22 protein-coding genes are annotated in these 23,624 nt (G+C 56.3%); 12 read left to right on the forward strand and 10 right to left on the reverse strand.

The window, feature by feature from the left end; all coding sequences use genetic code 11:
- The first annotated feature begins 5 nt into the window (after positions 1-5).
- Positions 6-857, forward strand: coding sequence for a hypothetical protein (locus CCASEI_RS03135; protein ID WP_025387105.1), 852 nt, complete (start codon positions 6-8; stop codon positions 855-857).
- A gap of 186 nt (positions 858-1,043) precedes the next feature.
- Here the strand turns inward: CCASEI_RS03135 and CCASEI_RS03140 are convergent, their stop codons facing one another.
- Positions 1,044-1,433 carry a DUF5319 domain-containing protein gene (locus CCASEI_RS03140; protein WP_006823290.1) on the reverse strand — a complete coding sequence of 130 codons (390 nt, stop codon included), beginning with the start codon at positions 1,431-1,433 and terminating at the stop codon, positions 1,044-1,046.
- Positions 1,434-1,574: 141 nt separating this feature from the next.
- On the opposite strand from CCASEI_RS03140, the gene guaB reads away from it, so the two are divergent.
- Together guaB and CCASEI_RS03150 are read left to right on the forward strand one after the other, a co-directional pair.
- On the forward strand, positions 1,575-3,095 hold the full coding sequence (gene guaB / locus CCASEI_RS03145) for an IMP dehydrogenase (RefSeq protein ID WP_006823291.1): 1,521 nt from the start codon (positions 1,575-1,577) through the stop codon (positions 3,093-3,095).
- Positions 3,096-3,110: 15 nt separating this feature from the next.
- Positions 3,111-4,241, forward strand: coding sequence for a GuaB3 family IMP dehydrogenase-related protein (locus CCASEI_RS03150; RefSeq protein WP_006823292.1), 1,131 nt, complete (start codon positions 3,111-3,113; stop codon positions 4,239-4,241).
- A 63-nt stretch (positions 4,242-4,304) separates the two neighbouring features.
- On the opposite strand, the gene CCASEI_RS03155 is transcribed toward CCASEI_RS03150, so the two are convergent.
- Entirely contained in the window at positions 4,305-5,255 is a 951-nt protein-coding gene (locus CCASEI_RS03155) for an EamA family transporter (protein WP_006823293.1), read from the reverse strand.
- A gap of 93 nt (positions 5,256-5,348) precedes the next feature.
- Between CCASEI_RS03155 and CCASEI_RS03160 the strand changes: the two genes are divergently transcribed.
- From CCASEI_RS03160 to guaA, 3 genes are read left to right on the forward strand one after another with little or no spacing between them, the layout of a single operon-like run.
- The gene (locus CCASEI_RS03160) at positions 5,349-6,278 is read left to right on the forward strand and encodes a LysR family transcriptional regulator (RefSeq protein WP_025387106.1); all 930 of its coding nucleotides are present in this window, start codon (positions 5,349-5,351) and stop codon (positions 6,276-6,278) included.
- A complete protein-coding gene (locus tag CCASEI_RS03165; RefSeq protein ID WP_006823295.1) occupies positions 6,268-6,792 on the forward strand; it encodes a phosphatase PAP2 family protein in 525 nt (174 codons plus the stop codon). The genes CCASEI_RS03160 and CCASEI_RS03165 overlap by 11 nt, the downstream gene beginning before the upstream one ends.
- Positions 6,793-6,801: 9 nt before the next feature.
- Positions 6,802-8,376, forward strand: a complete 1,575-nt coding sequence (gene guaA / locus CCASEI_RS03170) for a glutamine-hydrolyzing GMP synthase (RefSeq protein WP_025387107.1) — start codon at positions 6,802-6,804, stop codon at positions 8,374-8,376.
- An 85-nt stretch (positions 8,377-8,461) separates the two neighbouring features.
- Here guaA and CCASEI_RS03175 read toward each other — a convergent pair whose 3' ends face one another.
- From CCASEI_RS03175 to CCASEI_RS03185, 3 genes are all read right to left on the reverse strand, one after another.
- Positions 8,462-9,061: a hypothetical protein gene (locus CCASEI_RS03175; RefSeq protein WP_025387108.1), complete on the reverse strand. Its 600-nt coding sequence runs from the start codon at positions 9,059-9,061 to the stop codon at positions 8,462-8,464.
- Positions 9,062-9,243: 182 nt separating this feature from the next.
- Positions 9,244-10,362, reverse strand: coding sequence for an HNH endonuclease signature motif containing protein (locus CCASEI_RS03180; RefSeq protein WP_025387109.1), 1,119 nt, complete (start codon positions 10,360-10,362; stop codon positions 9,244-9,246).
- A 218-nt stretch (positions 10,363-10,580) separates the two neighbouring features.
- Entirely contained in the window at positions 10,581-12,056 is a 1,476-nt protein-coding gene (locus CCASEI_RS03185) for a PspC domain-containing protein (protein WP_006821393.1), read from the reverse strand.
- Positions 12,057-12,170: 114 nt separating this feature from the next.
- On the opposite strand from CCASEI_RS03185, the gene CCASEI_RS03190 reads away from it, so the two are divergent.
- On the forward strand, positions 12,171-13,361 hold the full coding sequence (locus tag CCASEI_RS03190) for an ATP-binding protein (RefSeq protein WP_006821394.1): 1,191 nt from the start codon (positions 12,171-12,173) through the stop codon (positions 13,359-13,361).
- A 335-nt stretch (positions 13,362-13,696) separates the two neighbouring features.
- Here the strand turns inward: CCASEI_RS03190 and CCASEI_RS14980 are convergent, their stop codons facing one another.
- Positions 13,697-14,143 carry a hypothetical protein gene (locus CCASEI_RS14980; RefSeq protein ID WP_006821396.1) on the reverse strand — a complete coding sequence of 149 codons (447 nt, stop codon included), beginning with the start codon at positions 14,141-14,143 and terminating at the stop codon, positions 13,697-13,699.
- Between the two features lie 543 nt (positions 14,144-14,686).
- On the opposite strand from CCASEI_RS14980, the gene CCASEI_RS03200 reads away from it, so the two are divergent.
- A complete protein-coding gene (locus CCASEI_RS03200) occupies positions 14,687-14,992 on the forward strand; it encodes a sensor histidine kinase (RefSeq protein WP_025387110.1) in 306 nt (101 codons plus the stop codon).
- Positions 14,993-15,341: 349 nt separating this feature from the next.
- Complete coding sequence (locus CCASEI_RS03205) at positions 15,342-16,028, forward strand: response regulator (protein WP_006821397.1); 687 nt, start codon at positions 15,342-15,344, stop codon at positions 16,026-16,028.
- A gap of 371 nt (positions 16,029-16,399) precedes the next feature.
- On the opposite strand, the gene CCASEI_RS03215 is transcribed toward CCASEI_RS03205, so the two are convergent.
- Positions 16,400-17,242 (reverse strand): hypothetical protein, encoded by an 843-nt coding sequence (locus CCASEI_RS03215; protein WP_006821399.1) that lies wholly within the window; start codon positions 17,240-17,242, stop codon positions 16,400-16,402.
- Positions 17,243-17,891: 649 nt separating this feature from the next.
- Between CCASEI_RS03215 and CCASEI_RS03220 the strand changes: the two genes are divergently transcribed.
- Both CCASEI_RS03220 and CCASEI_RS03225 read left to right on the forward strand, forming a co-directional pair.
- Positions 17,892-18,617 (forward strand): hypothetical protein, encoded by a 726-nt coding sequence (locus CCASEI_RS03220; RefSeq protein ID WP_025387111.1) that lies wholly within the window; start codon positions 17,892-17,894, stop codon positions 18,615-18,617.
- Positions 18,614-20,248 (forward strand): Y-family DNA polymerase, encoded by a 1,635-nt coding sequence (locus tag CCASEI_RS03225; protein WP_025387112.1) that lies wholly within the window; start codon positions 18,614-18,616, stop codon positions 20,246-20,248. Before CCASEI_RS03220 ends, CCASEI_RS03225 begins: the two co-directional genes overlap by 4 nt.
- Here CCASEI_RS03225 and CCASEI_RS03230 read toward each other — a convergent pair.
- On the reverse strand, positions 20,245-20,805 hold the full coding sequence (locus CCASEI_RS03230) for an AMIN-like domain-containing (lipo)protein (protein ID WP_025387113.1): 561 nt from the start codon (positions 20,803-20,805) through the stop codon (positions 20,245-20,247). The genes CCASEI_RS03225 and CCASEI_RS03230 overlap by 4 nt on opposite strands.
- Positions 20,806-20,897: 92 nt before the next feature.
- Here CCASEI_RS03230 and CCASEI_RS03235 point away from each other — a divergent pair, with 92 nt between their 5' ends.
- A complete protein-coding gene (locus CCASEI_RS03235; protein WP_025387114.1) occupies positions 20,898-21,797 on the forward strand; it encodes a sucrase ferredoxin in 900 nt (299 codons plus the stop codon).
- A 47-nt stretch (positions 21,798-21,844) separates the two neighbouring features.
- Here CCASEI_RS03235 and CCASEI_RS03240 read toward each other — a convergent pair whose 3' ends face one another.
- A complete protein-coding gene (locus tag CCASEI_RS03240) occupies positions 21,845-22,525 on the reverse strand; it encodes a methionine ABC transporter permease (RefSeq protein WP_006821405.1) in 681 nt (226 codons plus the stop codon).
- A complete protein-coding gene (locus CCASEI_RS03245) occupies positions 22,522-23,550 on the reverse strand; it encodes a methionine ABC transporter ATP-binding protein (RefSeq protein ID WP_025387115.1) in 1,029 nt (342 codons plus the stop codon). The genes CCASEI_RS03240 and CCASEI_RS03245 overlap by 4 nt, the downstream gene beginning before the upstream one ends.
- Between the last annotated feature and the right edge of the window lie 74 nt (positions 23,551-23,624).

Consider the following 23,624-nt stretch of genomic DNA (forward strand, 5'->3'; position numbering starts at 1 on the left):
TAGACATGGGTAAGAAGAAAGATGATGGACTGGAATCGCCTGAGTCCATGGCTGAGCAGCTTCAGCCACTTATCGACGATGATGCTTTCCTGACCGAGCTTTCCTTAGGTAATGATCCTTCTGATGGTGCAGATGAACTTGCTGCACTGTTTTTGGAGTTGCGTGAAGACGTTGAACGTCCGATGCCTGCCGCGCCAGTTATTGAGGGCGCGGAGCTAGAACCAGAGGTTATTTCTTTGGCGGATGCGCGCAAGCGTCGCCGTAAGGGCCGTCCGATTTTGAACGGTCTGATTGGTGCAGCTGCGGCCACCGTATTGATTGCTGGTTCGGGTGCGGCGATTTACAACGCCGGACCGGGTTCACCGCTGTATGGCGTGAATCAGAACTTGTTCAATTCTTCTGATGCTGCCTTTGTTGAATTGGCAAGCACGCTGGAAGAAATGGATGCTGCCGCGGCCTCTGGCGATATGACTGGCACGCGTGCACTTCTTGAAGAGGCACGTGACCTAGCAGCCCAGGCTCGTGGGGATCGTCGTGCGGCGGAAAGCGAAGCCAGTGAGGCATCGCGCGCTAACCGCGATACCCAGACGCGCACAACCACTGTGACCGAGACCGTGGAACAGCCAGCACCGGAGCCATCTGAGACTCCAGCGCCGGAGACGACCACGACCACTGTGGTTGAGCAGTACACGGAAACTGTTGTGGAGACCACCACGGTCTATGACAACACGGTTCCAAATCCGCTTCCTGAGCCTACCAATAACCCGGAGCCAACTGAGGACCCGGCTAATCCTGGTGAAAACCAGGGCGACGGTGGCGGCGATAACGGCCTGACTCCACCGCAGGTTCAGAACTAGTTACCTAGTTGAGCTCGCGCTCAGACGTAGAAAGCCTCTGACTTTCCAGAAATTCTGGTTAAAGTCAGAGGCTTTTCGCATGCCATCTGCACGCAACAACCACGAGCCCTATCGGCCAAACTGCAGCCTACTTTGCTTTCTGCTCGTCGTTTTGGTTAATCCCGCAGTGCCGTGAGGCACGAGGAATTAGCCAAAACGGTGCGAGTTGAGCCCGTCGATGAAGCCGACGGCGTATTCCCATGGCACGTAGCGGTTGGGGTCAGGTTCGGCGCCGGGTTCATGGACGGCCGAGAGTTCATCGTTGAGCATGCTTTTCATGTTGGAAGCCATGATGTCCCACTCGTAGAAGTGTGGCTCTTCGCAGTCCTCGCAGAACATGAAAATGCCGTCGATGCCGCGCGGGGAGAGGTGCTTGGCAAACTCTTGGACCAGTTCGAGGTCGCGGTTGAGTGCGAAGCGTTCTTCGGCGGTGATGGGATCTACCAGTTCATTGTGCTCATCATCCTCAATGAAAGACGCTGGATCGTTCGGATCGTCAGCAAAGGGATCTTTGGGCATATTGGCGAAAAAGTTCACACCACGAAGCCTAGGTAATACTTTCGGATTAGGCAATTATTAATGCATGAGTTATTAGCTGGCTTACACGGATATGTATATCGAGGGTTTAAGGATTAAGGTAGGTAAAAAGAAAAGCCTGTGCGAAGGAGATGACCCTTAATGTCCGATAATCGTGTTTCTACCGGTGGAGATGACCCAAATAAGGTTGCGCTGCACGGCTTGACGTTTGATGACGTGCTGTTGCTTCCTGCTGAATCTAATGTAGTTCCGTCGGAAGTTGACACTTCGGCGCAGTTCACCCGCAATATTCGTTTGGGGATGCCGTTGGCATCGGCCGCGATGGACACCGTGACTGAGGCACGTATGGCGATTGCTATGGCGCGCCAGGGCGGCATTGGCGTGCTGCACCGCAACTTGTCCTCGGAGGAGCAGGCGGAGCAGGTTGAGATTGTGAAGCGTTCCGAGTCGGGCATGGTCACCGATCCGGTGACGGCGAATCCAGATATGACCATTCAGGAAGTAGATGACCTGTGCGCACGCTTCCGCATTTCGGGTCTTCCAGTGGTTGATGATGAAGGCACCCTGCTGGGTATTTGCACCAACCGCGATATGCGCTTTGAACGTGACTACTCCCGCAAGGTTTCTGACATCATGACCGCTATGCCGCTGGTTGTGGCAAAAGAAGGCGTCAGCAAGGAAGAAGCGCTGGAGCTGCTTTCTGCTAACAAGGTGGAAAAGCTTCCGATAGTTGATGGCAACAATAAGCTGGTCGGTCTGATTACAGTCAAGGACTTTGTTAAGACTGAGCAGTTCCCGAATTCCGCGAAGGATGCTTCGGGTCGCCTGTTGGTTGCTGCTGGTATCGGTACCGGTGATGAGTCTTATGACCGTGCAGGCATGCTTGTCGATGCCGGAGTGGACGTCCTAGTAGTTGACTCGGCACACGCGCATAACAACCGCGTGCTGGAGATGGTCTCCCGCGTGAAGAAGGATTTCGGTTCCAAGATTGACGTCATCGGCGGCAACCTGGCTACCCGTTCTGCTGCGAAGGCCATGATTGAAGCTGGCGCGGATGCTATCAAGGTCGGTATTGGCCCTGGTTCTATCTGCACCACTCGTGTTGTTGCAGGTGTTGGTGCGCCGCAGATTACGGCGATTATGGAGGCGGCAGCGGTGGCATCGGCAGCCGGCGTGCCAATCATCGCCGATGGCGGCATGCAGTACTCCGGCGACGTTGCCAAGGCTTTGGCTGCTGGCGCTGACTCGGTGATGCTGGGCTCTATGTTTGCTGGCACGCTTGAAGCACCTGGTGACATTGTTGTGGTCGGCGGCAAGCAGTACAAGCGCTACCGCGGCATGGGCTCCATGGGCGCTATGCAGGGCCGTGGCCTGTCCGGTGAGAAGCGTTCTTACTCCAAGGACCGTTACTTCCAGGCTGATGTGCGCAGCGAAGACAAGCTGGTTCCAGAAGGCGTGGAAGGCAAGGTTCCTTACCGCGGCGAAATTGGTGCGATTACTCACCAGATTGTGGGCGGTTTGCGTGCTTCGATGGGCTACACTGGCTCCGCTACTATTGATGAGCTCAAGACCAAGCAGTTCGTGCGTATTACCACTGCTGGCCTGGCAGAGTCGCATCCTCACCACTTGCAGCAGACTGCTGAAGCTCCGAACTACCGTTAAGGATTAGAATTTTTCATGCGTGATTACGTTGAAATCGGTATTGGCCGCGAAGCGCGCCGTACCTATGACCTCGCTGATATTTCTTTGATATCTAACCGTCGTACTCGCTCTTCTTCGGATGTGAGCACGCAGTGGAATATTGACGCCTACACTTTCGATATTCCAGTGGTCTCTCACGCAACTGATGCTTTGGCAACCCCTGACTTTGTCATTGAAATGGGCAAGCAGGGTGGCCTGGGCGTTATTAACGCGGAAGGCCTGTGGGGTCGCCATGAGGACCTAGACGGAGCTATCGCTGAGGTCTGCCAGAACCCAGGTGATTTGGCGGTGCTGCAGCGTCTGCACTCGGCGCCGTTGAACACTGAGCTGCTGTCGGAACGTATCTCGCAGGTGCGTGATTCCGGCGTGACCGTTGCCGTGCGCGTCTCTCCGCAGAACGCACGCGAGATTGCGCCAATCGTTATCGCGGCCGGCGCCGAGTTGCTGTTTATTCAGGGAACGCTGATTTCCGCGGAGCATGTTACCACCGGTGGTGAGCCTTTGAACTTGAAGGAGTTTATTGGCACCCTGGAGGTTCCAGTTATCGCCGGTGGCGTTGTGGATTACACCACCGCGCTGCACTTGATGCGCACTGGTGCTGCGGGCGTTATTGTCGGCGGCGGCGTGAACACCAACGCGGAAACCGTGGGCATTGATGTTCCGCTGGCAACTGCTATCGCGGATGTCTCGGCAGCGCGCCGGGATTACCTGGATGAAACCGGTGGCCGTTATGTGCACATCATGGCTGATGATGACCTGACCTCGTCCGCCGATATGGCTAAGGCGATTGCCTGTGGCGCGGACGCTGTTGTGCTTGGCCCGCTTCTGGCGCAAGCCAAGGAAGCTGGCGCGCGTGGCTTCTACTGGCCAGCTGTTGCTGGGCACCCACGTTTCCCACGTGGCGTGGTGGAATACGCCGGCACCCTGGACTTTGACCTGGATGCCATTGATGAATCCGGCGAGCCAACCCTGGAAGTTGTGCTTTACGGACCATCGAATGAGCCTTTCGGCCAGCTCAACCTAGTCGGCGGCCTGCGTCGCGCGATGGCTAAATGCGGTTACACGGATTTGAAGTCCTTCCAGAAGGTTGGACTGGCGGTGCGCTAATTAGCTGCTCAACAAGAAGGGCCGTTCGGAGAAGTTCCTCCGAACGGCCCTTTTTAGATCCCGCTAGCGGCTCACATTGCTCACGCGCTTTAGGCGCTGGCGCAGGGTGCGTTTGCGGGCTGGGGGATATAGCGGGCCCGCGGAGTCAGTATCGGGCTCAGGTGCGGGAAGCTTCATGCCGGGTTTGGCCACGGTTTGGATGATGGACGCTATGACCACCAGGAGGATGGCGGAGATTTTCAGCGCGCTGAGATTCTGGGACAGTAGCAGCCACCCAAAGAGCCCCGCGAAGACTGGTTCCAGCGAAATGAGGATGGAGAACACGTTCGGGCCCAGGCGGCGCAGCGCGACGAGTTCGAGGGAGTAGGGGATCAGCGATGCCAGCACCGCGGTGCCCATGGCTAGAGCGAACAGGTTCCAGTCGGTAAAGACAACCAGCGCCTTGGTACCCGACAGTGGGGAAATCAAGGTACCGCCAATGAGCAGCGCAACGGCGAGCCCGCCTTGGCCGGGCACCAAGGAGCCAACATTCTTCGAAGCCAGGATGTAGCAGGCCCAGAATGCGCCGGCGATGAGCACGAAGACCACGCCTAGTGGGCTCAGCGAGTCGCCGCTGAAAGATTCAATGCCCAGCAAGACCATGCCGAGTAGCGCAAGGCCGACGCAGGCGGCATCGCGCATGCTGCGGGATAAAAACGCAGCCAGCGCCAGGGGGCCGAGGAACTCAATGGTGACGGCAGTGCCCAGCGGGATGAGGCTCAAAGCGTTGTAGAAGAAGCCATTCATTAGCCCCAGAGATGCACCGAAGAGCGCTACACCGAACCATTGCTTGCGCGTCCAGGTGTGAAACTTCGGGCGCACAATCACCATCAGAATCAGACCCGCCATCAGCAGGCGGATGGAGGCGGTACCCCAGGTGCCGGCGTGGGGGAAGAGCTGGATGGCTAAAGCGGCGCCGACCTGCAGGGAGATGCAGGAGCCGATGATGCACAGAACTGCGTAGGGATTGGTCATATGGATATTCTGCGAGAAAGTCTTCTGTTAGTCTATCTACAATTAATAGCGTTTATATGTAAGAATTGCTGACAGAAAGAATCGGTGTTCGCCATGCTGGATTTGCACCGGCTGCGCATCCTGCGGGAGTTGCGCCGGCTTGGCACGGTCACGGCCGTTGCGGAGTTGCTCAGCTACACGCATTCGGCGATTTCGCAGCAGTTGGCGCAGTGTGAAAAGGACGTTGGCGCAAAGCTCTATGAGCGCGCGGGTAGGCGCATTGTGCTCACTGAGCAGGGCGAGCTGTTGGCCGATTATGCCGATGAGCTTTTAGCGCTTGCCGATGCCGCCCAGTCCGCCGTCATCGACTCCACCTCCCAGGTGCGCGGGCGCATTAGGGTGGCTAGTTTCCAGACTGTCTTGGCCTCCATCCTGCCCGAAGCGCTGGATATTTTGAGCAAGAAATATCCCGACTTGAAGGTGGAAATCTCCCAGCTGGACATTGAAAACGCGCTGCCGGCAGTGGCCAATGGCAAGGTGGATTTGATTCTGGGCGAGGACTATCCCGGGGTGTTGCCGTTGACGGATAAGACGGTGCACAGAGAGCATTTGATTGATGATGAGCTGGTGCTCATTACCCCGGAAGATTCCACGTTGACCTTCGAAGAGATCAAAGAACGCGCAGAGTCCCGCCCGCCCACAGCGTTTGCTATGGACTCCGTGGACTACTCACTGGGCAAGTTCTTTCATGCCTATTGCCGCCAACACGGTGTGGAACCCAACGTGCTTTTTGAAACCCCAGACCCGTTCCTCCAAACCCACCTGGTGCGCGCCGGGCACGCGTGTTCGGTGACCTCAGCGCTGTTCGCGCCCCTGCAGCCTGGCGTGCGTTTTGTGCACCTGCCGGATCGGCCGCACCGCACTTTGTACACCGCCGTGCGCGCCGGCCGCGAGCAGCATCCGGCCCTCCGCGCGTTTAGGCAAGCGCTCGCGCAATCGGTATCCAGCACCGTGGAGGAAGCGGAGGAATACATTGGCCAGTAATCACAGCCCCGATATCTTCGCTGAGATTGTCGCAGGATTTAGCACCGCCATGAGCCCGCGCTACCTCGCAGTGGTGGTTCTCATCGTCGCCGGTATCGCCATGTTTAACAAGGTCTCCCCGTGGCTGGCCGCCTATGTCCCCGCCAGCTTAATCCTGGCGCAAGCCATCACCACGGTGCTCAAATACACCATCAACCGGCCCCGCCCGCCGGTGCAAGAACAGCTGGTTTATACCTATGACCCCAGCTTTCCCTCCGGGCATTCCTCAGCCGCGTTCGCCATTGCCACCGCAGTAATCGTCTTGTTAGCCACTAAAACCTGGCGCGCGAAGTACCCGTGGGCCGTCGCGATAATGGTGATCGTCGGGGCATCGGCAAGCGCTGCGTCCCGGATATACCTTGGGGTGCATTGGCTAAGCGATGTTATCGCTGGTACCGGCATCGGAATCGCCGCCGCGCTGAGCGTGTGGGCCGCGGGCAGCTATGTTTACCGCCGCAGGCCGCGGGTGCGTTAAACTACCTGTGTGACTCAACCTGCAACAACTCCGCGCCCAGTCCTCGTGGTGGACTTTGGCGCCCAGTACGCACAGCTTATTGCTCGTCGCGTACGCGAGGCGTCGATGTACTCCGAGGTAGTCCCACACTCTGCCACCGTTGAAGAAATCAAGGCCAAGAACCCTGCCGCCCTGATTCTGTCCGGCGGCCCGTCCTCCGTGTACGCCGATGGCGCCCCGCAGCTCAAGCCTGAACTGTTGGAACTTGGCGTTCCCGTTTTCGGCATCTGCTACGGCTTCCAGGCCATGAACCACGCCCTGGGCGGCCGCGTTGCGCAGACCGGTGACCGTGAATACGGCCGTACCGAAATCACTCACACCGGTGGCGTGCTGCACGACGGCTTGGAGGCCAACCACAAGGTGTGGATGTCGCACGGTGACGCCGTCGCGGAAGCACCCGAGGGCTTTACCGTGACCGCTTCCTCGGCCGGTGCCCCGGTCGCTGCGATGGAATGCGTGTCCAAACAGATGGCTGGCGTGCAGTACCATCCGGAGGTTATGCACTCCCCGCATGGCCAGGAAGTGCTCACCCGCTTCCTCACCGAGGTAGCAGGTTTGGAGCAGACTTGGACTTCGGCGAATATCGCACAGCAGCTTATCGATGACGTCCGGGCCCAAATCGGCCCCGAAGGCCGCGCTATTTGCGGTCTGTCCGGCGGCGTGGACTCCGCTGTTGCGGCCGCACTCGTGCAGTGCGCTATCGGCGACCGTTTGACCTGTGTGTTTGTGGACCACGGTCTGCTGCGCGCTGGTGAGCGTGAGCAGGTTGAGAAGGACTTCGTGGCCTCTACCGGCGCGAAGCTGGTCACCGCGCATGAGGCTGATGCCTTCTTGGCTAAGCTCGCCGGTGTTACCGACCCTGAGGCAAAGCGCAAGGCGATTGGCGCGGAGTTCATCCGCTCCTTTGAGCGTGCCGTTGCGCAGGTGCTGGAAGAATCCCCTGAGGGCTCCACCGTGGACTTCCTGGTCCAGGGCACCTTGTACCCGGACGTGGTTGAGTCCGGCGGCGGTGACGGAACCGCGAATATCAAGTCCCACCACAACGTCGGCGGTTTGCCTGATGATGTCGAGTTCGAACTTGTTGAGCCACTGCGCCTGCTGTTCAAGGACGAAGTCCGCGCCGTTGGCCGTGAGCTTGGCCTGCCGGAGGAAATTGTTGGCCGCCAGCCATTCCCAGGTCCTGGTTTGGGCATCCGCATCATTGGTGAAGTCACCCAGGAACGCCTGGACACCCTGCGCGAAGCTGACCTTATTGCCCGTACTGAGCTGACCAACGCCGGCCTGGATAACGAAATCTGGCAGTGCCCAGTCGTTCTTCTCGCCGATGTCCGCTCCGTCGGCGTCCAAGGCGACGGCCGCACCTACGGCCACCCAATCGTGCTGCGCCCTGTTTCTTCCGAGGACGCCATGACCGCCGACTGGACACGCATCCCTTATGAGGTGCTGGAGAAAATCTCCACCCGCATCACCAACGAGGTCAACGACGTCAACCGCGTCGTCCTCGACGTGACCTCCAAGCCACCAGGAACCATCGAGTGGGAGTAAAACTTCCAAGAAATTTTACTTAGAAGAGTAGGACAAAGCCCCAGCCAGAGTTGATATCTGGTTGGGGCTTCGCTTTTTGTTATCTCTAAGTCAGGGAAGCGTAAATGAGCAGCGCGCCGATGATAAACAGTGCGGCTGAAAGTAAGAGATTTACCCGCTCCATGGAAATCGTTCCCACGCTATGTGCTTGCTTCTTACTAGACAGAAGCAATAAGACGACAAACGATGATGAAATAGCTATCAGTGAATACAGCAACATTGAAACGATGAGCATGGCGCCGTCGCCTTCAGCCAGCAAGGTGAGTACTGCACCGATAAATGGCACCGAAGTCACTGACTGAATGACACCGAGCACAATGCCCATGAAGATAGCTGCGCCGGGGGAGCTGTAGCAACGCTTGGTTAGTTTGTTCGCAAGATCCCACAAAGAAGTGCCCTTATTGCGCGTAAAGAATGCGAATACAGCGAGCAAGCACAACACAATTCCGAGGAACGGATTTTCTCCAAGATGCGGCGGCGTCCAACCAGAAATTCGAACGACAAGACGCATCCCTAGCGCCGCAACGCAAATTCCTAACCAATCACCCACGACGCTAAGCGTTAACTCGCGGTTTCTCACGCCCTGAAACTTGCCGAGGAAAATGATGATCCACAGCAGGAGATTAATGGAATCAGCCAACCCCATGAGAGAAACACTGAAATCTATCATCTAGTCCCCTCCGAAAGTAAAGCTTAATCCGCCATCACGTATGCGAAGCGCAAGCTTATCAGAGCTAACCAGCCATGAATCTGCTCAGGGCATGGGTGATCACCGATGCACCGGCTTATCCACTTGCATCGGTTATAGACCCTCTGGGTGCTGGGGGTTTAAATCAGATCCATCGCCCCCATCGTGCTCAGCTCATGGGTGTTGCCCACCAGTTTTCCGCCGGGAGTCTGCAGGCGGACCTTCCCGCGGTGGCGCCGCATCCGTCCTCGCTTATTTTTTCTTTTCTGTGCCCCGGGAGTGCCCGGGTCACCGTCGTCGTTGACGCCGTTGTGGTACTTGCACAGCATGGTGAGGTTTGAGGGATTAGTTTGGCCGCCGTTCTTGTGAGCGTCGATGTGGTGGACTTGGCACCTATCCGCCGGGACTCCGCAGTCCGGCCATGGGCAGACGAGGTTCTCAGCTGTTGCCAGGATGCGTTGTTTGGGCGAGGCGAAGCGTGCTTCGTAGAGATTGACTGGTCCGGCGGTCGGGTGGAAGAGCCCGGCGTAGAGCTTGTCGCCGAGTGCACCCGACATTGCGAGGTTTACGATTTCGGCACCGGTCATGGTGGTGCCGTCGGAAACGCCTACGTTAGTTTCGCTGCCAGCGCCGCTAAAGATTTCGGCAGATTCTTCAAGACCGATGGCGATAACCGGGCGGTACTTCGGCTCGATGACGCCGCCGTTTCCGTTGACGTGGTTCCAGAACGCTTCCAGAAGAGCTGCGGAGCGGGGCTTGTCCTCATCGGTAATGTTGGCGGCGAGGGTTTTCTCGAAATCGGTGATACTGCGTTGAGTATCAGTGATACTCAGGGTGCGCATGCCATTCTTGGAACGGCTTAGGCGTACGCCGGGTTCTTTGGGTTTCTCGCCGATGAGTTCTTTGATGCGTTGTTGGCCGTAGGCTTTTACTTCTTCTAAGGTGCCGTTATAAGCGATGAGTTCGGCGCGGAGTTTCCAGGCGGCGCCGCGGGCGTTTAATTGTCGGGCGAGTTTGTCAATCATCAGCAAGTGATTGACGCTGAGCTGCTTTTCTTCGGCGAGGGCTATGGAGTCTCGTTGGAGGCGTGTTGAGTTGGTGGAGCTAAAGAGGGCGTCCGCGAGTTTTGAATACTCTTTCGCCAACGACAACTCGATGCCGTAGCTGGCGATGTCGTAGGGCGAGTGTTCATCGAAAAGCCGCAAAAATTCCACCCCCTTGCTGGTGAAAAGTCTGAATGCTTGCAATATCTGGTTCATGAGATCGACATTAAAACGAGAATGCAAGCAAACGCCATAGCAAGGTTGAAAACCTGTGGATAACTAAGTTGACATGTCACGCAACTGGCATGGTTATCCACAGGCACGCCATTTTCGGGCAGAAAACGGTCCGAAAGTCCCCGAAAATGAGGAATCGAGTTGCGTGTTGATACGCAACTCGATTTATGAGGGGTTAGCCAGTGACTTCCTGCGAGCCCTTAGCTGCCGATGCTGGCGCGAGCCTTGTCGGCTTCTTCGCTCATGTAGCCGTAATCGATGGTGGTGGAGCCGATGCCGGAGTCGATATCGATGGTCAGCTTCGCATCATCGTGCTGCAAGTCAACACAGTTGCTATGACCAATTCCGGAATCACATGTCACATTGACCGGAGTATTTTCTGGCAGGTCCAGGTTGATTGCACCGATACCGCCATCGATGGTCACGGTGCGGTCTTCGGTCATGTCATCTAGGCCTTCAGTTTGTGAGAGATCGAGGGAGAAAGCACCGATTCCAACATCGTAAACATCCGTGACGGCTGCTTCATTTGCGGGAGTATAAGAGCGTGCTCCCCAGTCTGAGGAAGTCCAGCTTGGGCTATTAGCTGCAAAGCCGAAGGCGAGGAGGATGCCGCCGATAATCAGACTCCATACCGCGATAACAGCGGCGGTAATGCCGAGCACGCGACCCCAGCGGCGCTTCTTCTTTGGCTGTGGCTCCTGTACTGGCTCTGGGTCGGGCAGGTGCCAGGTATCAGGTGCCGCTCCGAGTGGGTCCCAGGCTGGTGGGGTCGTGCGGCCGTCGGGGAAGGGGTAGCCATCGACAGGCTCGAACATCGACAAGTCGATGTGCTCATCGCGCGGTGGCTCGGTGCGCTGCTGCGGGGTAGCAAGCAGGCCTGCTGGTGCGTCCGGGCGACGCTTGTGCAGCAAGTACCAGCCGCCGATACCAGCGATGATTGGCAGCAGCATGGTTATGGAGCTGGAAGAGAAGATGAGCGGGATGATGAAACCGATAGCAAAGATGACCGCCAGCGTCGTACCCAAGGACTTCTCCGAGGTGGACTTGCCTTTCGAATCACGTGGCAGGTCTTTATTAGACCCGAAGGCATCTTCGATGGGCGAGGTGGCCTTGGAATATCGTGGCATAATCATCCACGCCAGCAAATACAGGGCGATGGAACCGCCCCAGCAGAATGCAGTCACAACAAATACGGTGCGGACCAGAACTGGGTCTATCTGGTAGCGAACAGCAATGCCCTCAGCAACGCCGGCAATTTTGCCGCCGCCACCTTGGTCAGCTGGCAAGCGCACTGGGCGGGATGCCCACATTTCCTTAAATTGCTTCTTTACATCATCGAAGCTGGTCTGGGAATCGTCATCGTGCTGCTTACCTTCGTATTGCTGGTAAGCGAATTCCTGGTTGTGGGTGCTGTTGGTCTTGCCGGTGGTTTCCGAACGTATCTCATTGAACGCCGAAGTGATGCTTTCTTTAGCTTCGGTAAAGGCGTTGGACATGTCCTTTACGAAGTCAGACTGCGGCTTCTTGCCGGGGGTATCTGCATTCGCGTTATCGGAGAGACTGGATGGTTTCTTGTACGGATTTGAGTGGGAGGATGCTCCGCTGTTGGCACCATTGTCGTTCTTGCCGGATGGGCGAGAACTCGGGCCGTATGGGGAGGGTTCGTAGGAAGTCATGTCTTAATTATCAAAGCTACGAGCACAAATAACTATCGGGGACTGCCCTGATATTTAAGGTTCAGGGTTCTCCCCGATACCTCAGAGGCTTATGTCCATGCCACAATTGATGCCATGACCACACCTGCGCCTTATTCAACCGCTGAACGGCCAGCGCCGTATCCACGCCTAAGCCGTGCTTCTAACGGCAGCGTGGTCGCTGGCGTAGCTTCAGGCGTATCAGCGCACCTCAACGTGGACGTACTGCTTGTCCGCTTGGTATTCGCCGTGGGGTCTTTGGCATCCGGTGTGGGGCTTTTTGTGTATGCGTCCTTGTGGATGTTGACCAAGCCTAGAGACGTGCAACCGGTCATCGGCAAGTTCAGTGAACGCTTTGCTGGTAAGTTGCCGCGTGGCACGAATATCGCCATTATTGCTTTTGCCATTGTGGCGCCGATTCTTTTTGCCACCCTCGGCGCGGGGCTATCGTTGGTTGCGCTGCTGCCGATGATTATTGTGGCTATCGGTGCAGTGCTCGCCTGGCGCGCATATGACCGTGGACTCAGCGGCACGACTGGCATCATTAGCGTGGTCTCCGGTGCCATTTTAGTGCTTGCTGGAGTGCTCTTTATGAGCTTGAGCTGGCAAGGCAATGACTCTTTCGGTGCCGCACTTTTGGCGGTCGTGCTGACTTTGGGTGGTATTGGCGCGCTGGTGGTTCCACTTGGTATTCGGATGTGGAACCAGTTAACGGAACAGCAAGCGGCGAAAGCAGCCTCTGACGAGCGCGCGGAGATTGCATCACGTCTTCATGACTCAGTCCTGCAGACCCTTGCGCTGATACAAAAACGTGCCGATGACCCCCAAGAAGTCGCGCGCCTTGCCCGCGGCCAAGAACGCGAGTTACGTAGTTGGCTGTTTGGTTCGGAAGAAAAGACCTCGCAATCTGTTTTCGCTGCGCTTGATAGTGCGTGTGGTGAAGTTGAAGATATGTTTGGTATTTCTATCCGTCCCGTCACCGTGGGTGAGGATATTCCGTTAACCGAAGCTACAAAGCTGACCGTGATGGCTGCGCGTGAGGCCATGGTTAATGCCGGCAAACACGCACGCGTGGATTCCGTAGACGTTTACGCGGAGCATCTTGCCGGCGAGCTATCCATTTTCGTCCGTGACCGCGGTGATGGCTTTGACTCGGATGCTATTCCAGAAGACCGCCACGGTATCCGTGACTCCATTGTGGAGCGCATGTCCCGTATCGGCGGCAGCGCCAAGATTAAATCTGCTCCCGGCGAAGGCACCGAAGTTACATTGACCATCGCGAGCTAGACATCGCACATGCCGACTAAAAAGGAGCTTAGTGGGAGGGTACAGACTAAGGTAGAAGCGTTTTCTTTGCTTGGCCCGGAACTACTTGTGCTCATCATCCTCTGTAATCAGTCCTGGTAGGAGACTCGATGATTGTAGAATTTCAATCGAAGTGATTCTACCGTCACTATTGAGTTTCAGCACTGCCAAAGTATCCCCGCTGATCGGATCAATGGCTTCAATACCTCGAGTTGGGCCCGTGGCCAGTGGATTGCCAATCTCATCTAGAAAACTTAGGACTGTTAACTCTCCAGCGTCGTTCCATTGCTCGACATTGAGCGTTATTGTTCGTTTCATTACTTTCGCCAAACAGTTACGACATTGTGGTTGGTATTCATGATTACAACTATGGTGCGGCCATTGTATTTCCATGTTCCGTTAGCTTGCCGTGTGGCCGTATTGCATGTTGAATAGACCACGTCTTGTACGGTGGGTTCCGTGATACTGTCTGCTGCCATTTCTTGTTTCGCATGCCACGAATATGAATAGACAGTACACGGAGCTGAGGCGAGTGGGAATACTTCCGAATATCCATTGGCAACTGGACGGATATCACTGGCGTGGGCGGCCGTTATGGAACCTGAAAATAAGATTCCGACGCTTGTAATTAATGCTGCAAATCGCTTTTTCATCATTTCCCTATCCGACAGACAAATAGACATCAGCGATAGATCCAGGTCCGCTCCAAGAAAAAGATTTGGATGAGCGGAAACCACAAGTGCTTGTGGTGTAGGACGTGCCATCGGCAAAATTGGCAGTTATTCGAGCACAGCGATTGTCTGGAAGTGTATCTTTGACCGTCCCCTGAACATGCACTTGTCCTGGATGACATGAGAGTGTCCAGCTTGCGCTTCCACCGGTTGTATTTGCTTGAAGGACATCGCCGCATGACCCATAAGGGGTCAAGTTTTGGTTTTCCCTGTCTGCTTCGTTTTTCGTAACTGAATGAGTTGTAGATGTGGGGTGTGTCGAAGCAACTGGAATGCTGAAAATCCATATGATTGCCGCAATCAATATATTGGTCTTTTGAGGGTATGTCCCTTCATTTTCACTCCTCCCGATTGGAATTGATTTCGAGCGAGTATGCCACAGTTTCTCCGGAAGGGAAATGACTATTGAAGGTGATACCCATTTATGGGGTTAAACTTGTTTGCTGTATTCGCTCAGCGTTGTGGCAGTAATCGGACCGGGAATTTAGGATGAATTGCTTCTGTGGGATAATAGGTTTGCGGTTATGTCTGTGGTGTAGTCGAAGATCTTTTGGCATAACCATTCGTCCCGTCACCGTGGGCGAGGATATTGCGCTCACCGAAGACACCAAGCTGACCGTCATGGCTGCGCGCGAAGCCATGGTCAATGCTGGTAAGCATGCGCGTGTGGATTCCGTGGACGTCTATGCGGAGCACCCTGCCGGTGAGCTGTCTATCTTTGTCCGCGACCGCAGCGATGGCTTTGACTTTGATGCCATTCCAGAAGATCGTCATGGTATCTGTGACTCCATTGTGGAGCGCATTGTGTGTATCCGCGGCAGCGCCAAGATTAAATCCGCTCCCGGCGAAGGCGCCGAAGTAATGCTCATCATCGCGAGCTAAACATTCACGCTGGAGCGGATGCCCCTCATTCGGTGTGCACGAACGTTCCGAGTTCTTCCCAATCCCTTGACCTTAAAAAGGGGGGCGGGCTAGCCTGAACTCTCATGAAGTTTATTTCTCAAAGGGTGAAGTGTTGATGTCTCGCAGTCAAAAGACAGTCCTTGCGTTTCTCGCCTTTTGCACTGTGGTTCTAGTGGTATTTCGTTTTGCTGGGGTACTCGAATGGCGCTCTGTGGTGATGGCGTGCGTTCCGCTGTTTGTCGGGGCATTGTCGGTTATCTATTTTGGAAAGAACTGGAAACCGTAGTTGGCAAGGCTCAACCGGATGTAGCCGTGTAGCCTTGTGAACATGGTGAACGTCTTTCTGGTTGATGACCATTCCGTATTCCGTGCGGGTGTCCGTGCTGAGCTCAGCAGCGCTGAAGGTATTTCTATCGTGGGGGATGCCGGCACGGTTGCTGAGGCAACCAGTGGAATCACAGAAACTAACCCAGACGTGGTGCTGTTGGACGTGCACATGCCAGATGGTGGGGGACTGGCGGTGCTTAGTAGCATCACCAAGGCACATCCCGGGGATGATGGCCCGAAGTTTCTCGCGTTGTCAGTCTCAGATGCGGCGGAGGACGTTATCGCGTTGATTCGTGCCGGCGCGCGCGGATACGTCACCAAGAATATTGGTGGTGTGGAACTCGCTGAGGCTATTGAGCGGGTCCATAGCGGCGATGCTTATTTCTCACCACGGCTGGCAGGTTTTGTCCTCGATGCCTTTGCTTCAGGTGAGCCAGCACCAGACCCAGTGGGTGGGCCGGACTCTGAACCGGAACCAATTTCAGACCCCGTCGTGGACGCGTTAACGCGCCGTGAATTGGAAGTGCTGCGGCTTTTGGCGCGTGGCTATACCTACCGTGAAATCGGCCAAGAGCTGTTTATTTCAATCAAGACGGTGGAAACGCATGCATCGAACATCTTGCGCAAGACGCAGCAGTCGAACCGTTATCAGCTCACGCGCTGGGCGGCGGATAGGGACTTGGATTAATCCAGTGTTACTACTTCCGGCGGAATGCTTAACTTCTGTCTTCTTGAATGCCGGGTGAGGGTTTCTCTTGAACTCCTGGTTGTCTCAAAATGGCTACTGCGGTTATGAGTAGCAGTGCGATGATCATGGGCTGAACAATGATGAGGACTGAATCAGCTTGGAGGGTTAGCTCATTAATGACTATTGCTGTAGTGAGAATAAGCGATACATATAGGGAATATGTAGCTATTCTTCCGACTTTCGGGTTTGTCCGAAGCAGTACAAAGGATACTGTCGCATATCCCACTATCACTGCCAGTAGCGTGGTGGTCACAGGTTTGCTCCGCTCTTTAATGTGAAGTTGTACTAACGCAGTTAGCTTCTGTATAGCGTCAGCAGCTAGTTGCGTAAGGGAAAATCAAATTCGGCGCATAAGGGGAACCTATTGCCCGAAGTGTGAGGCATCGTCCGGTGTTGTTTGCATGGCTGGCGATTAGCAGCGCACCTCCACAGCCGATGGTTCCGATTGCTGTAGATACAGGGCCGCCTTTCGCTGCGAGTCTGATACACGCCGGCAGCCCACTAAGAGAAATAATACTTGTTTCGTCTCGAGTGAATACAAGTTCTTGACCGATTTTGCGACCGTTCTTACGAACATCTCGGATATAGGGATCTGAAACGACATGTGTCCCAACTGGACTTGGAGCGATATGTTGGACTAGGGTATCGCCTTCAATAGAAAAACGCGTATCGATATGATTGCCGTCGGCGTCTTGTGCCCATGCAGGATCGATATACGCAGTAGGCTCTTCTCCTTCTGAGGGGCGGACCAAGATGTGGCCACTGGGCAGCTCTTCTAAGAAAGAATCAGCGAATTCAAAAGAGAGGTCGAGCGCTTCGGCGCCTTCACTCACCGTGACTAGTTGGTAGCCGTCCTCACGTTCAATTACCTTTGTAGTGATTTCCTCGTTTTGTAGGGGGGCCTGAGCATTTCTCAGTTCAGGACCTGTTGAATTGGAAATCGAGTCGAATTCGATAGTCCCGTCATGACTGATCCATTCTTCTTCGATGATGTTCGTAGCAGAATCGGTATTGCTGTCGATTATCTCTTCTAGCTTGAGATCGTCGATTTCTGTTGCGCTTGCAGTGGGGACATGGGTTAGTAGACTCAGTGCAAGTGCAGTGGATGCCAGGGGGGTGAGTAATTTCCTTGTGAGTTTGAATTTTGTCGACACGATTTCATCCTTGAAGTGTATGTACGATTTGGACGTTTTAAACGTAACTGCAGCCTGTTTCTAAGAATTACGTTCTCGTCTCATCGGGGGTACTATGCGGCTTGGGCTGAGGTGGGCTGGGGACTCTCTGGCGGTTTGGCGCATAAGTCTAAAATATTATCTACCAGTTCTTTTCTTGCGCGGGTGGCGGATTGGAACTAGCGGATTGTTACTGCTGGGCGGCGAATGATGCGGGGGGTATCCTTTGGGCATTTTGGGTATAGAGCCCGATCTCTGTTTGTGGACGCTTAAGCTTCCGTTGATGCGGGAAGGAAGTAAACATACCGATCGTGTCATCGACGACCTGTTCCGAGAGTTGAGCGGTGGAAACGCATGTATCGAACATCTTGCGCAAGACGTAGCAGTCGAACTGGTATCAGCTCACGCGTTGGGCGGCGGATAGGGACTTGGATTAATCCCAAGCTGAGAGCATGTTTTGCTTTTAAATAGGCCTGTGATCTGCTCTTATTGCGAAAGCGATGGGCAGCCATAGGCTAGGCTTGTGAGGTTTTAAGCCGCTTTCGGTAGTGTCGAAATGTGTTCGATTAGCCTACCAGCGTTTTCGAACATACAGTTGCAATGCGTCCGTTGTGGGTTGCATACTGTATCCGTGAATCAAACAAGTGTTCGTCACGGCGGGATTGAAGGATCTGCCGCCGTTGACTTAGAAGGCCTGAACCGGAGTGAGCGTGTTGCCGCGCTGCGCTCCCGCATGGCCGCACTTGGATCGGAACAAGCGCCGGAAGTTGAAGTAACCCCTGATGAAGGCGTCGTTGATGTACCTTCGGAGCTGGCTTCTGTGCTGCCTGGCGGAGGTCTACCGCGCCGGCAAGTGATGTCTTTGTCTAATTCGCCGGCGCTTGCGGTGGAGATTATTTCGCATGTGACATCGGCAGGCGGGCACGTTGCGGTAGTTGGATGGCCAGAGTTGTTGCTCGCACAGGTTGTCGAACAAGGGGATTTGTCGCGGGTGGTTGCGGTGCCTGACCCGGGCGCTGATCCCTGGAGCATCACCGGTGTGTTGGTGGAGGGAATGGACGTGGTCTTTCACCATGGCCCACCGGTGGAGCTAAGCCCCGCGCGGGCACGGCCCATTCTGGCCCGGGTGCGCGGCGGGCAGGCAGCATTGGTGACCGTGGGTGCACGGCTGCCGGGAACCGTGTTGAGCATGGATGCGAATGTGGTGCGCTATCACGGGATTGGCCGCGGCACAGGACGAATCCGGGGTGTGGATATTGCGGTGCGAACAGAAGCTAAAGGCATGCGGCCGAAGTCCACCACAATCACCTGCGGCCAGCCTTCGAAGAATCCGCGTCCGAAGTTGAGGGCAGTATGAGTGCCGGGCAACCTCGTATTGCGGCGCTGTGGTTTCCGGACTGGCCTATCCAGGCCGCACAGATTGAAGACTCCTCGCTGACAGGTCCCATAATTTTGGTGCGCAATCACCACGTGGAGGTGTGCAATAGGGCAGCGCGTGCAGCGGGCGTCAAGCGCGGCATGCGGCTGCGGCAGGCTCAAGCTATCTGCAGTGAGGCCACGGTGGTGGAAGCCAATGAGGACCGGGATGGTGCACTCTTTACTGCGATTGCTACTTCTTTGGATGACGTGGCGTCCTCGGTGGAGGTGCTGCGGCCGGGGCTGGTCATCGTGGATGCGGGTGCCGCGTCGCGCTTTCATGGGGAAAGTGCGGTGGAGATGCTCATTGATTCGGTGGCGCGCAGGGGCGTGGACTCCACCGCGGGCGTGGCGGATGAGATTGCCACGGCGATCATCGCAGCGCGCGACCAGGAGGCGGGGCATGTGGTGGCGCGGGGTGCATCGAAAGACTTCTTAGCGGTGCAGCCGGTGTCCGTCCTATCGGCTGAAACCGCGCTGGGAGTCCCGTCTGAGTTGGTGCAGCAGTTCCAGCAGCTGGGGCTGCGGCGCTTGGGCGATGTAGCGAAGTTGCCGCTGCGCCAGGTTGTGAACCGTTTCGGCCCACCGGGTGCGCGCGTGCATGACATCGTGACCACGCGGGCGGATAGGAGAGTCGCGCCGGAGGAAGCGCGCAGTGACCTGTCGGTGGCGGTCATCCCTGCTGACCCGATTGCGCGCGTGGACTCAGCGGCGTTTGCCGCACGCCAGTTGGCGGCGAAGTTACATGAAAAGCTCGCCGCCGCAGGCGTGGTGTGCCTGCGGTTGAAAATCCGCGCGGAGTTCAACCGTGGACAGGCACTGGAGCGGGTGTGGCGCACGCGGGAAGCACTGAGCGAAGACGCCACGGCAGACCGTGTGCGCTGGCAGTTGGACGGCTGGCTGACTGCGGTGCGGGCGGCGGATTCCGGCACGGCAGATGGGCATCTTGCGGATGACGCGGAGTCAGAGGGCGCTGGCATCATCGAGCTGTCGCTGGAGCCGCTGGAAGTTGGTCAGCCGGATTTCATCGGCCAGCTGTGGGGCAGTGGAAGCTCAGATGAGCACGTCAAAAGGGCTATCGCGCGTGTGCAATCGACCCTGGGCACGGACAAAGTCCTGCAGCCCTGGGCGGCTGGCGGCCGCGGGGTGGCAGAACGGGTGGACTTTGTCCCCTACGGCGATGACATCCCGAAGACACAGGAAGGTTCATGGCCCGGAAGAATCCCTGCGCCGTTGCCAGCGCGCCGGGACGGTGGGCCGCAGCACCCAGCCGCGCGCATTCGGCTTATCGATGCCACGGCGAAAGACGTACAGGTCACCGCCGAGGCAGTGCTGTCATCGGTGCCTTATGCCGTGGGGTGGGGCAAACACCGCTACATGGTTGTGGGATGGGCAGGACCGTGGCCTGTGGATACGTTGTGGTGGCAGCCCGCGCATGCGGAAGACCCCGATAAGCCGCGGCGCGTGGCGCGGCTGCAGCTGGTGGGCAAGGCCGACAACGAATCCTATGAAAGAGCGTGGTTATTGCAGTGGGTGGCCGGGCAGTGGCGCGTGGAAGCGACCTATAGTTAGCGAATGATGTCGATGACCACGCGCTTGGGGTCTTCTAGCACCTGCACGGAGTAGGGGCGTGCTTCATCAATGCCGATGAAGAACTGGGAGCGGCCCTCATAAGTACCGGCGTTGACAACCTCAGAAACGAACCCGCCTTGGCCCTGGACAGTTTGAATTTCAGGGTCTTCATGGTTGAGCTCATGTGGGTACACGGTGCCATCAATATTGACGTTGAGCGCAATGCGGCCACTGTGCTGGACCAGGTTGCCAGAACCCTGCTGCATTGGCTTATCGGTGTAGTCCACAAACCAGCCCGGGTCGCCTTCGCCCTCAAGGTCAAAGACCACGCGCTCAAAGCTGTCATGAATGCCCAAACGGACATTGGTGACAAGCAGCTGCGAAGGTTTGGTGGGGCGCAGCGTCTTCATTGCGGGACTGGCTTCTCCTAGCGGAGTGATGCCAGCTTTCGTAGAGGCAGCCATGGTGACTTGGTCTGGGTTCTCCGCGCCGCAGGCACTAAGAGCCAGCGAAGTTGTGATCAGCAACGCCGGCACGGCACGGAGGGATTTATTCATGAGAAGTACGATAATAGCAATTGCAAAGGATTGCGAACTTGTGGGCGTACATATTCTCTACATTCTGAATCCCGCTGGGTAAAGTAAGGCTCATGACGGTCTGTTCTGATATTCACGTTGAGCCGCTTCCAGGCAGTGCGAAGCAAGGCAGAGCTTATGTTTTGTTTGAATGGCCTGCAGGTTGGTCCCGTGATGTGCTCGACGGCAAGACTTTTTCCAAAGAGCTTACATCCCAGTTGAAGTCGAAGTTGAAGAAATCTGGCAAGGGCACTGGTCTGCAATTAATTCGGCGTCCGGGCCGCGAGGGCCGGGATGTGGGCAAGTTCCACCGCTGCTATCTGGTGTGGGCAGAACAGGCCACGATGGAGCTGGTGAAGTTGTCGGGGCCAGAAGACATTCTCGATCTGGACTTGTCGGGGCCGGGGAGAAATGGCGGAGAGAGCATCGATAAGCCACTGCTGCTGGTATGCACCCACGGCAAACGCGATGTGTGCTGCGCTGTGAAAGGCCGCCCGCTGGCCGCGCAGCTGCATGAGCACTTTGGCGAGTCTTTGGTGTGGGAGGCCTCGCACATGAAAGGCCACCGATTCGCGGCGGTTAGTTTGCTCATGCCGTGGGCGTATTCCTTCGGCCGTTTGAATGCTGAGGCAGGCAAGCAGCTGGTGGAGGCAGCCATCAAGGGCGAGTATTTCTTCCCCGGCAACCGCGGCAATGGTTTGTTGTCCGGCAGGGCACAGGTCGCAGAGCTTGCGGTAGCGCAGCAGCTTATCGATGCCCGCGAGACCCTTCACTACGGCACCCTCACCGCCATTGATGAAGACCCGAAGGGCAAATCCAACCAGCCCGTGGAAGTCACGCATACCGATGGCCGCGTGTGGGCGGTGGAGCTAAAGAAAAAGGAAGTCCCTAGTGCTATCTCCTCGTGTGGAGACAAACCAAAGACCTCCTCAGTCTGGGTGGCTGCGCGCTTAAAAGCCGCGCAGCCACGTTAAAGCGGGAACGTTAAGGACGAATAGCCGTCGATAACGAGTGCAGCGAGTTATCGACGCATGATCTTGGCGGACAGCCAGTTGCCGAAGAACTGCGCTGCCTGGACCAGGACAATGATGATGAGGGTTGCCACCAGGGTGACTTCCCATTCGAAGGCGCGGTAGCCGTAGACAATCGCGAAGTCACCGAGGCCGCCGCCGCCGACATAGCCGGCCATCGCGGACATATCGACCACACCAATGAACAAGAAGGTGTAGCCCAGGACCAGCGGTCCAAGAGCCTCAGGGATGATGACGGTGGTGATGATCTTCCACGGGCCAGCGCCCATCGCGCGAGCTGCTTCAATCACGCCCGGGTCAATGGCGACCAAGTTCTGCTCAACAATACGAGCAACCGCGAAGGTCGCGGCGATAGCCATGACGAAGGTCGCCGGGTTACGGCCGATGGAAGTGCCCATCACGGCCACAGTGACTGGCTGGACGAACGCCAGCAAAATGATGAACGGAATCGGTCGAACAAAGTTCACCAGCACGTTCAGCACGGTGTAGACCACGCGGTTTTTCAAAATGCCCGAAGGGCGCGTGGTGTAGAGCAAAATACCAATCGCAAGACCCAAGACGCCTGCCACCAGCATGGTGACAATGACCATGATGAGGGTGTCTTGGATGGCGGTGGTTAGCGTGCTGCCCAGGCGATCCCAGTCTGCTTCTGCCAGATAGTTGATGTTCATCGGGTGATCTCCTGAATATCGGTGGTGGCGTTCAAAGTGTCGTAGAACTGCTGGATGGCAGCATCAGAGCCGTTGAGACGAACAGTCATCTTGCCAAAGGAATGCTTCTGCAACGTGGTGACGCCACCGTGCACGATGGAGATGTTGACGCCAGCATTGCGGGCATCGGCAGCAGCGCCGAAGAAACCTGAATCCTCAGCCAGCTCGATGGTGAACAGGCGGCCATCATAAGCCAGCAAGTCATCGGCTTCGACCTGGTCAGGAGTATTACGCAGCGAGGTAGCCACGAAACTTTGCGCCACGGAAGTCTGCGGATTGGAGAAGACCTCATAGATAGAGCCCTGTTCCACGACGACACCGTTTTCCATCACCGCAACCTTGTCAGCGATAGAGCGAACAACTTCCATCTCGTGAGTAATCACCACGATGGTGATGCCGAATTCCTTGTTGACTTCACGCAGAAGCTCGAGTACCTCCTTGGTGGTGGAGGGGTCAAGGGCGGAGGTGGCTTCATCGGCAAGCAATAGCGTCGGGTTGGTCGCCAACGCACGGGCAATACCCACGCGCTGCTTTTGACCACCTGAAAGCTGCTCCGGATAGTTGCCGCCGCGGTCCGCCAGACCAACGAAGTCCAACAACTCAGCCACCCGCTTCTTGCGCTCAGCCTTGGCCATACCCTGCAGCTTCAGCGGGTACTCAATATTGCCCGCCGCCGTACGCGAGGTAAACAGGTTGAACTGCTGGAAGATCATGCCGATATCTTTACGGATGCCGCGCAGCTTGGACTCCGGCATCTTCGCAATATCGGTGCCATCCAGCAGCACGCTGCCAGAAGTCGGCTGGTCGAGGCCGTTGATCATGCGCACCAACGTGGACTTACCGGCACCGGAATAGCCGATAATGCCCATGATTTCGCCTGCCTCAACGGTCAGCGAAACATTGTCGAGTGCTTTAATCTCAGCTTTTTTCTGTTTGAAAACCTTGGTGAGATTGCGGAACTCAACCCGCGTTCCAACAGTATTCATGGCTTTACTCATTTCAGTTGGAAACCCCGCCAAGCGTGTTTCGCCGGCGGGGTAACGATTTCTTCAGTTTAAAG

The sequence above is a fragment of the Corynebacterium casei LMG S-19264 genome, from assembly GCF_000550785.1.
GTDB lineage: Bacteria > Actinomycetota > Actinomycetes > Mycobacteriales > Mycobacteriaceae > Corynebacterium > Corynebacterium casei.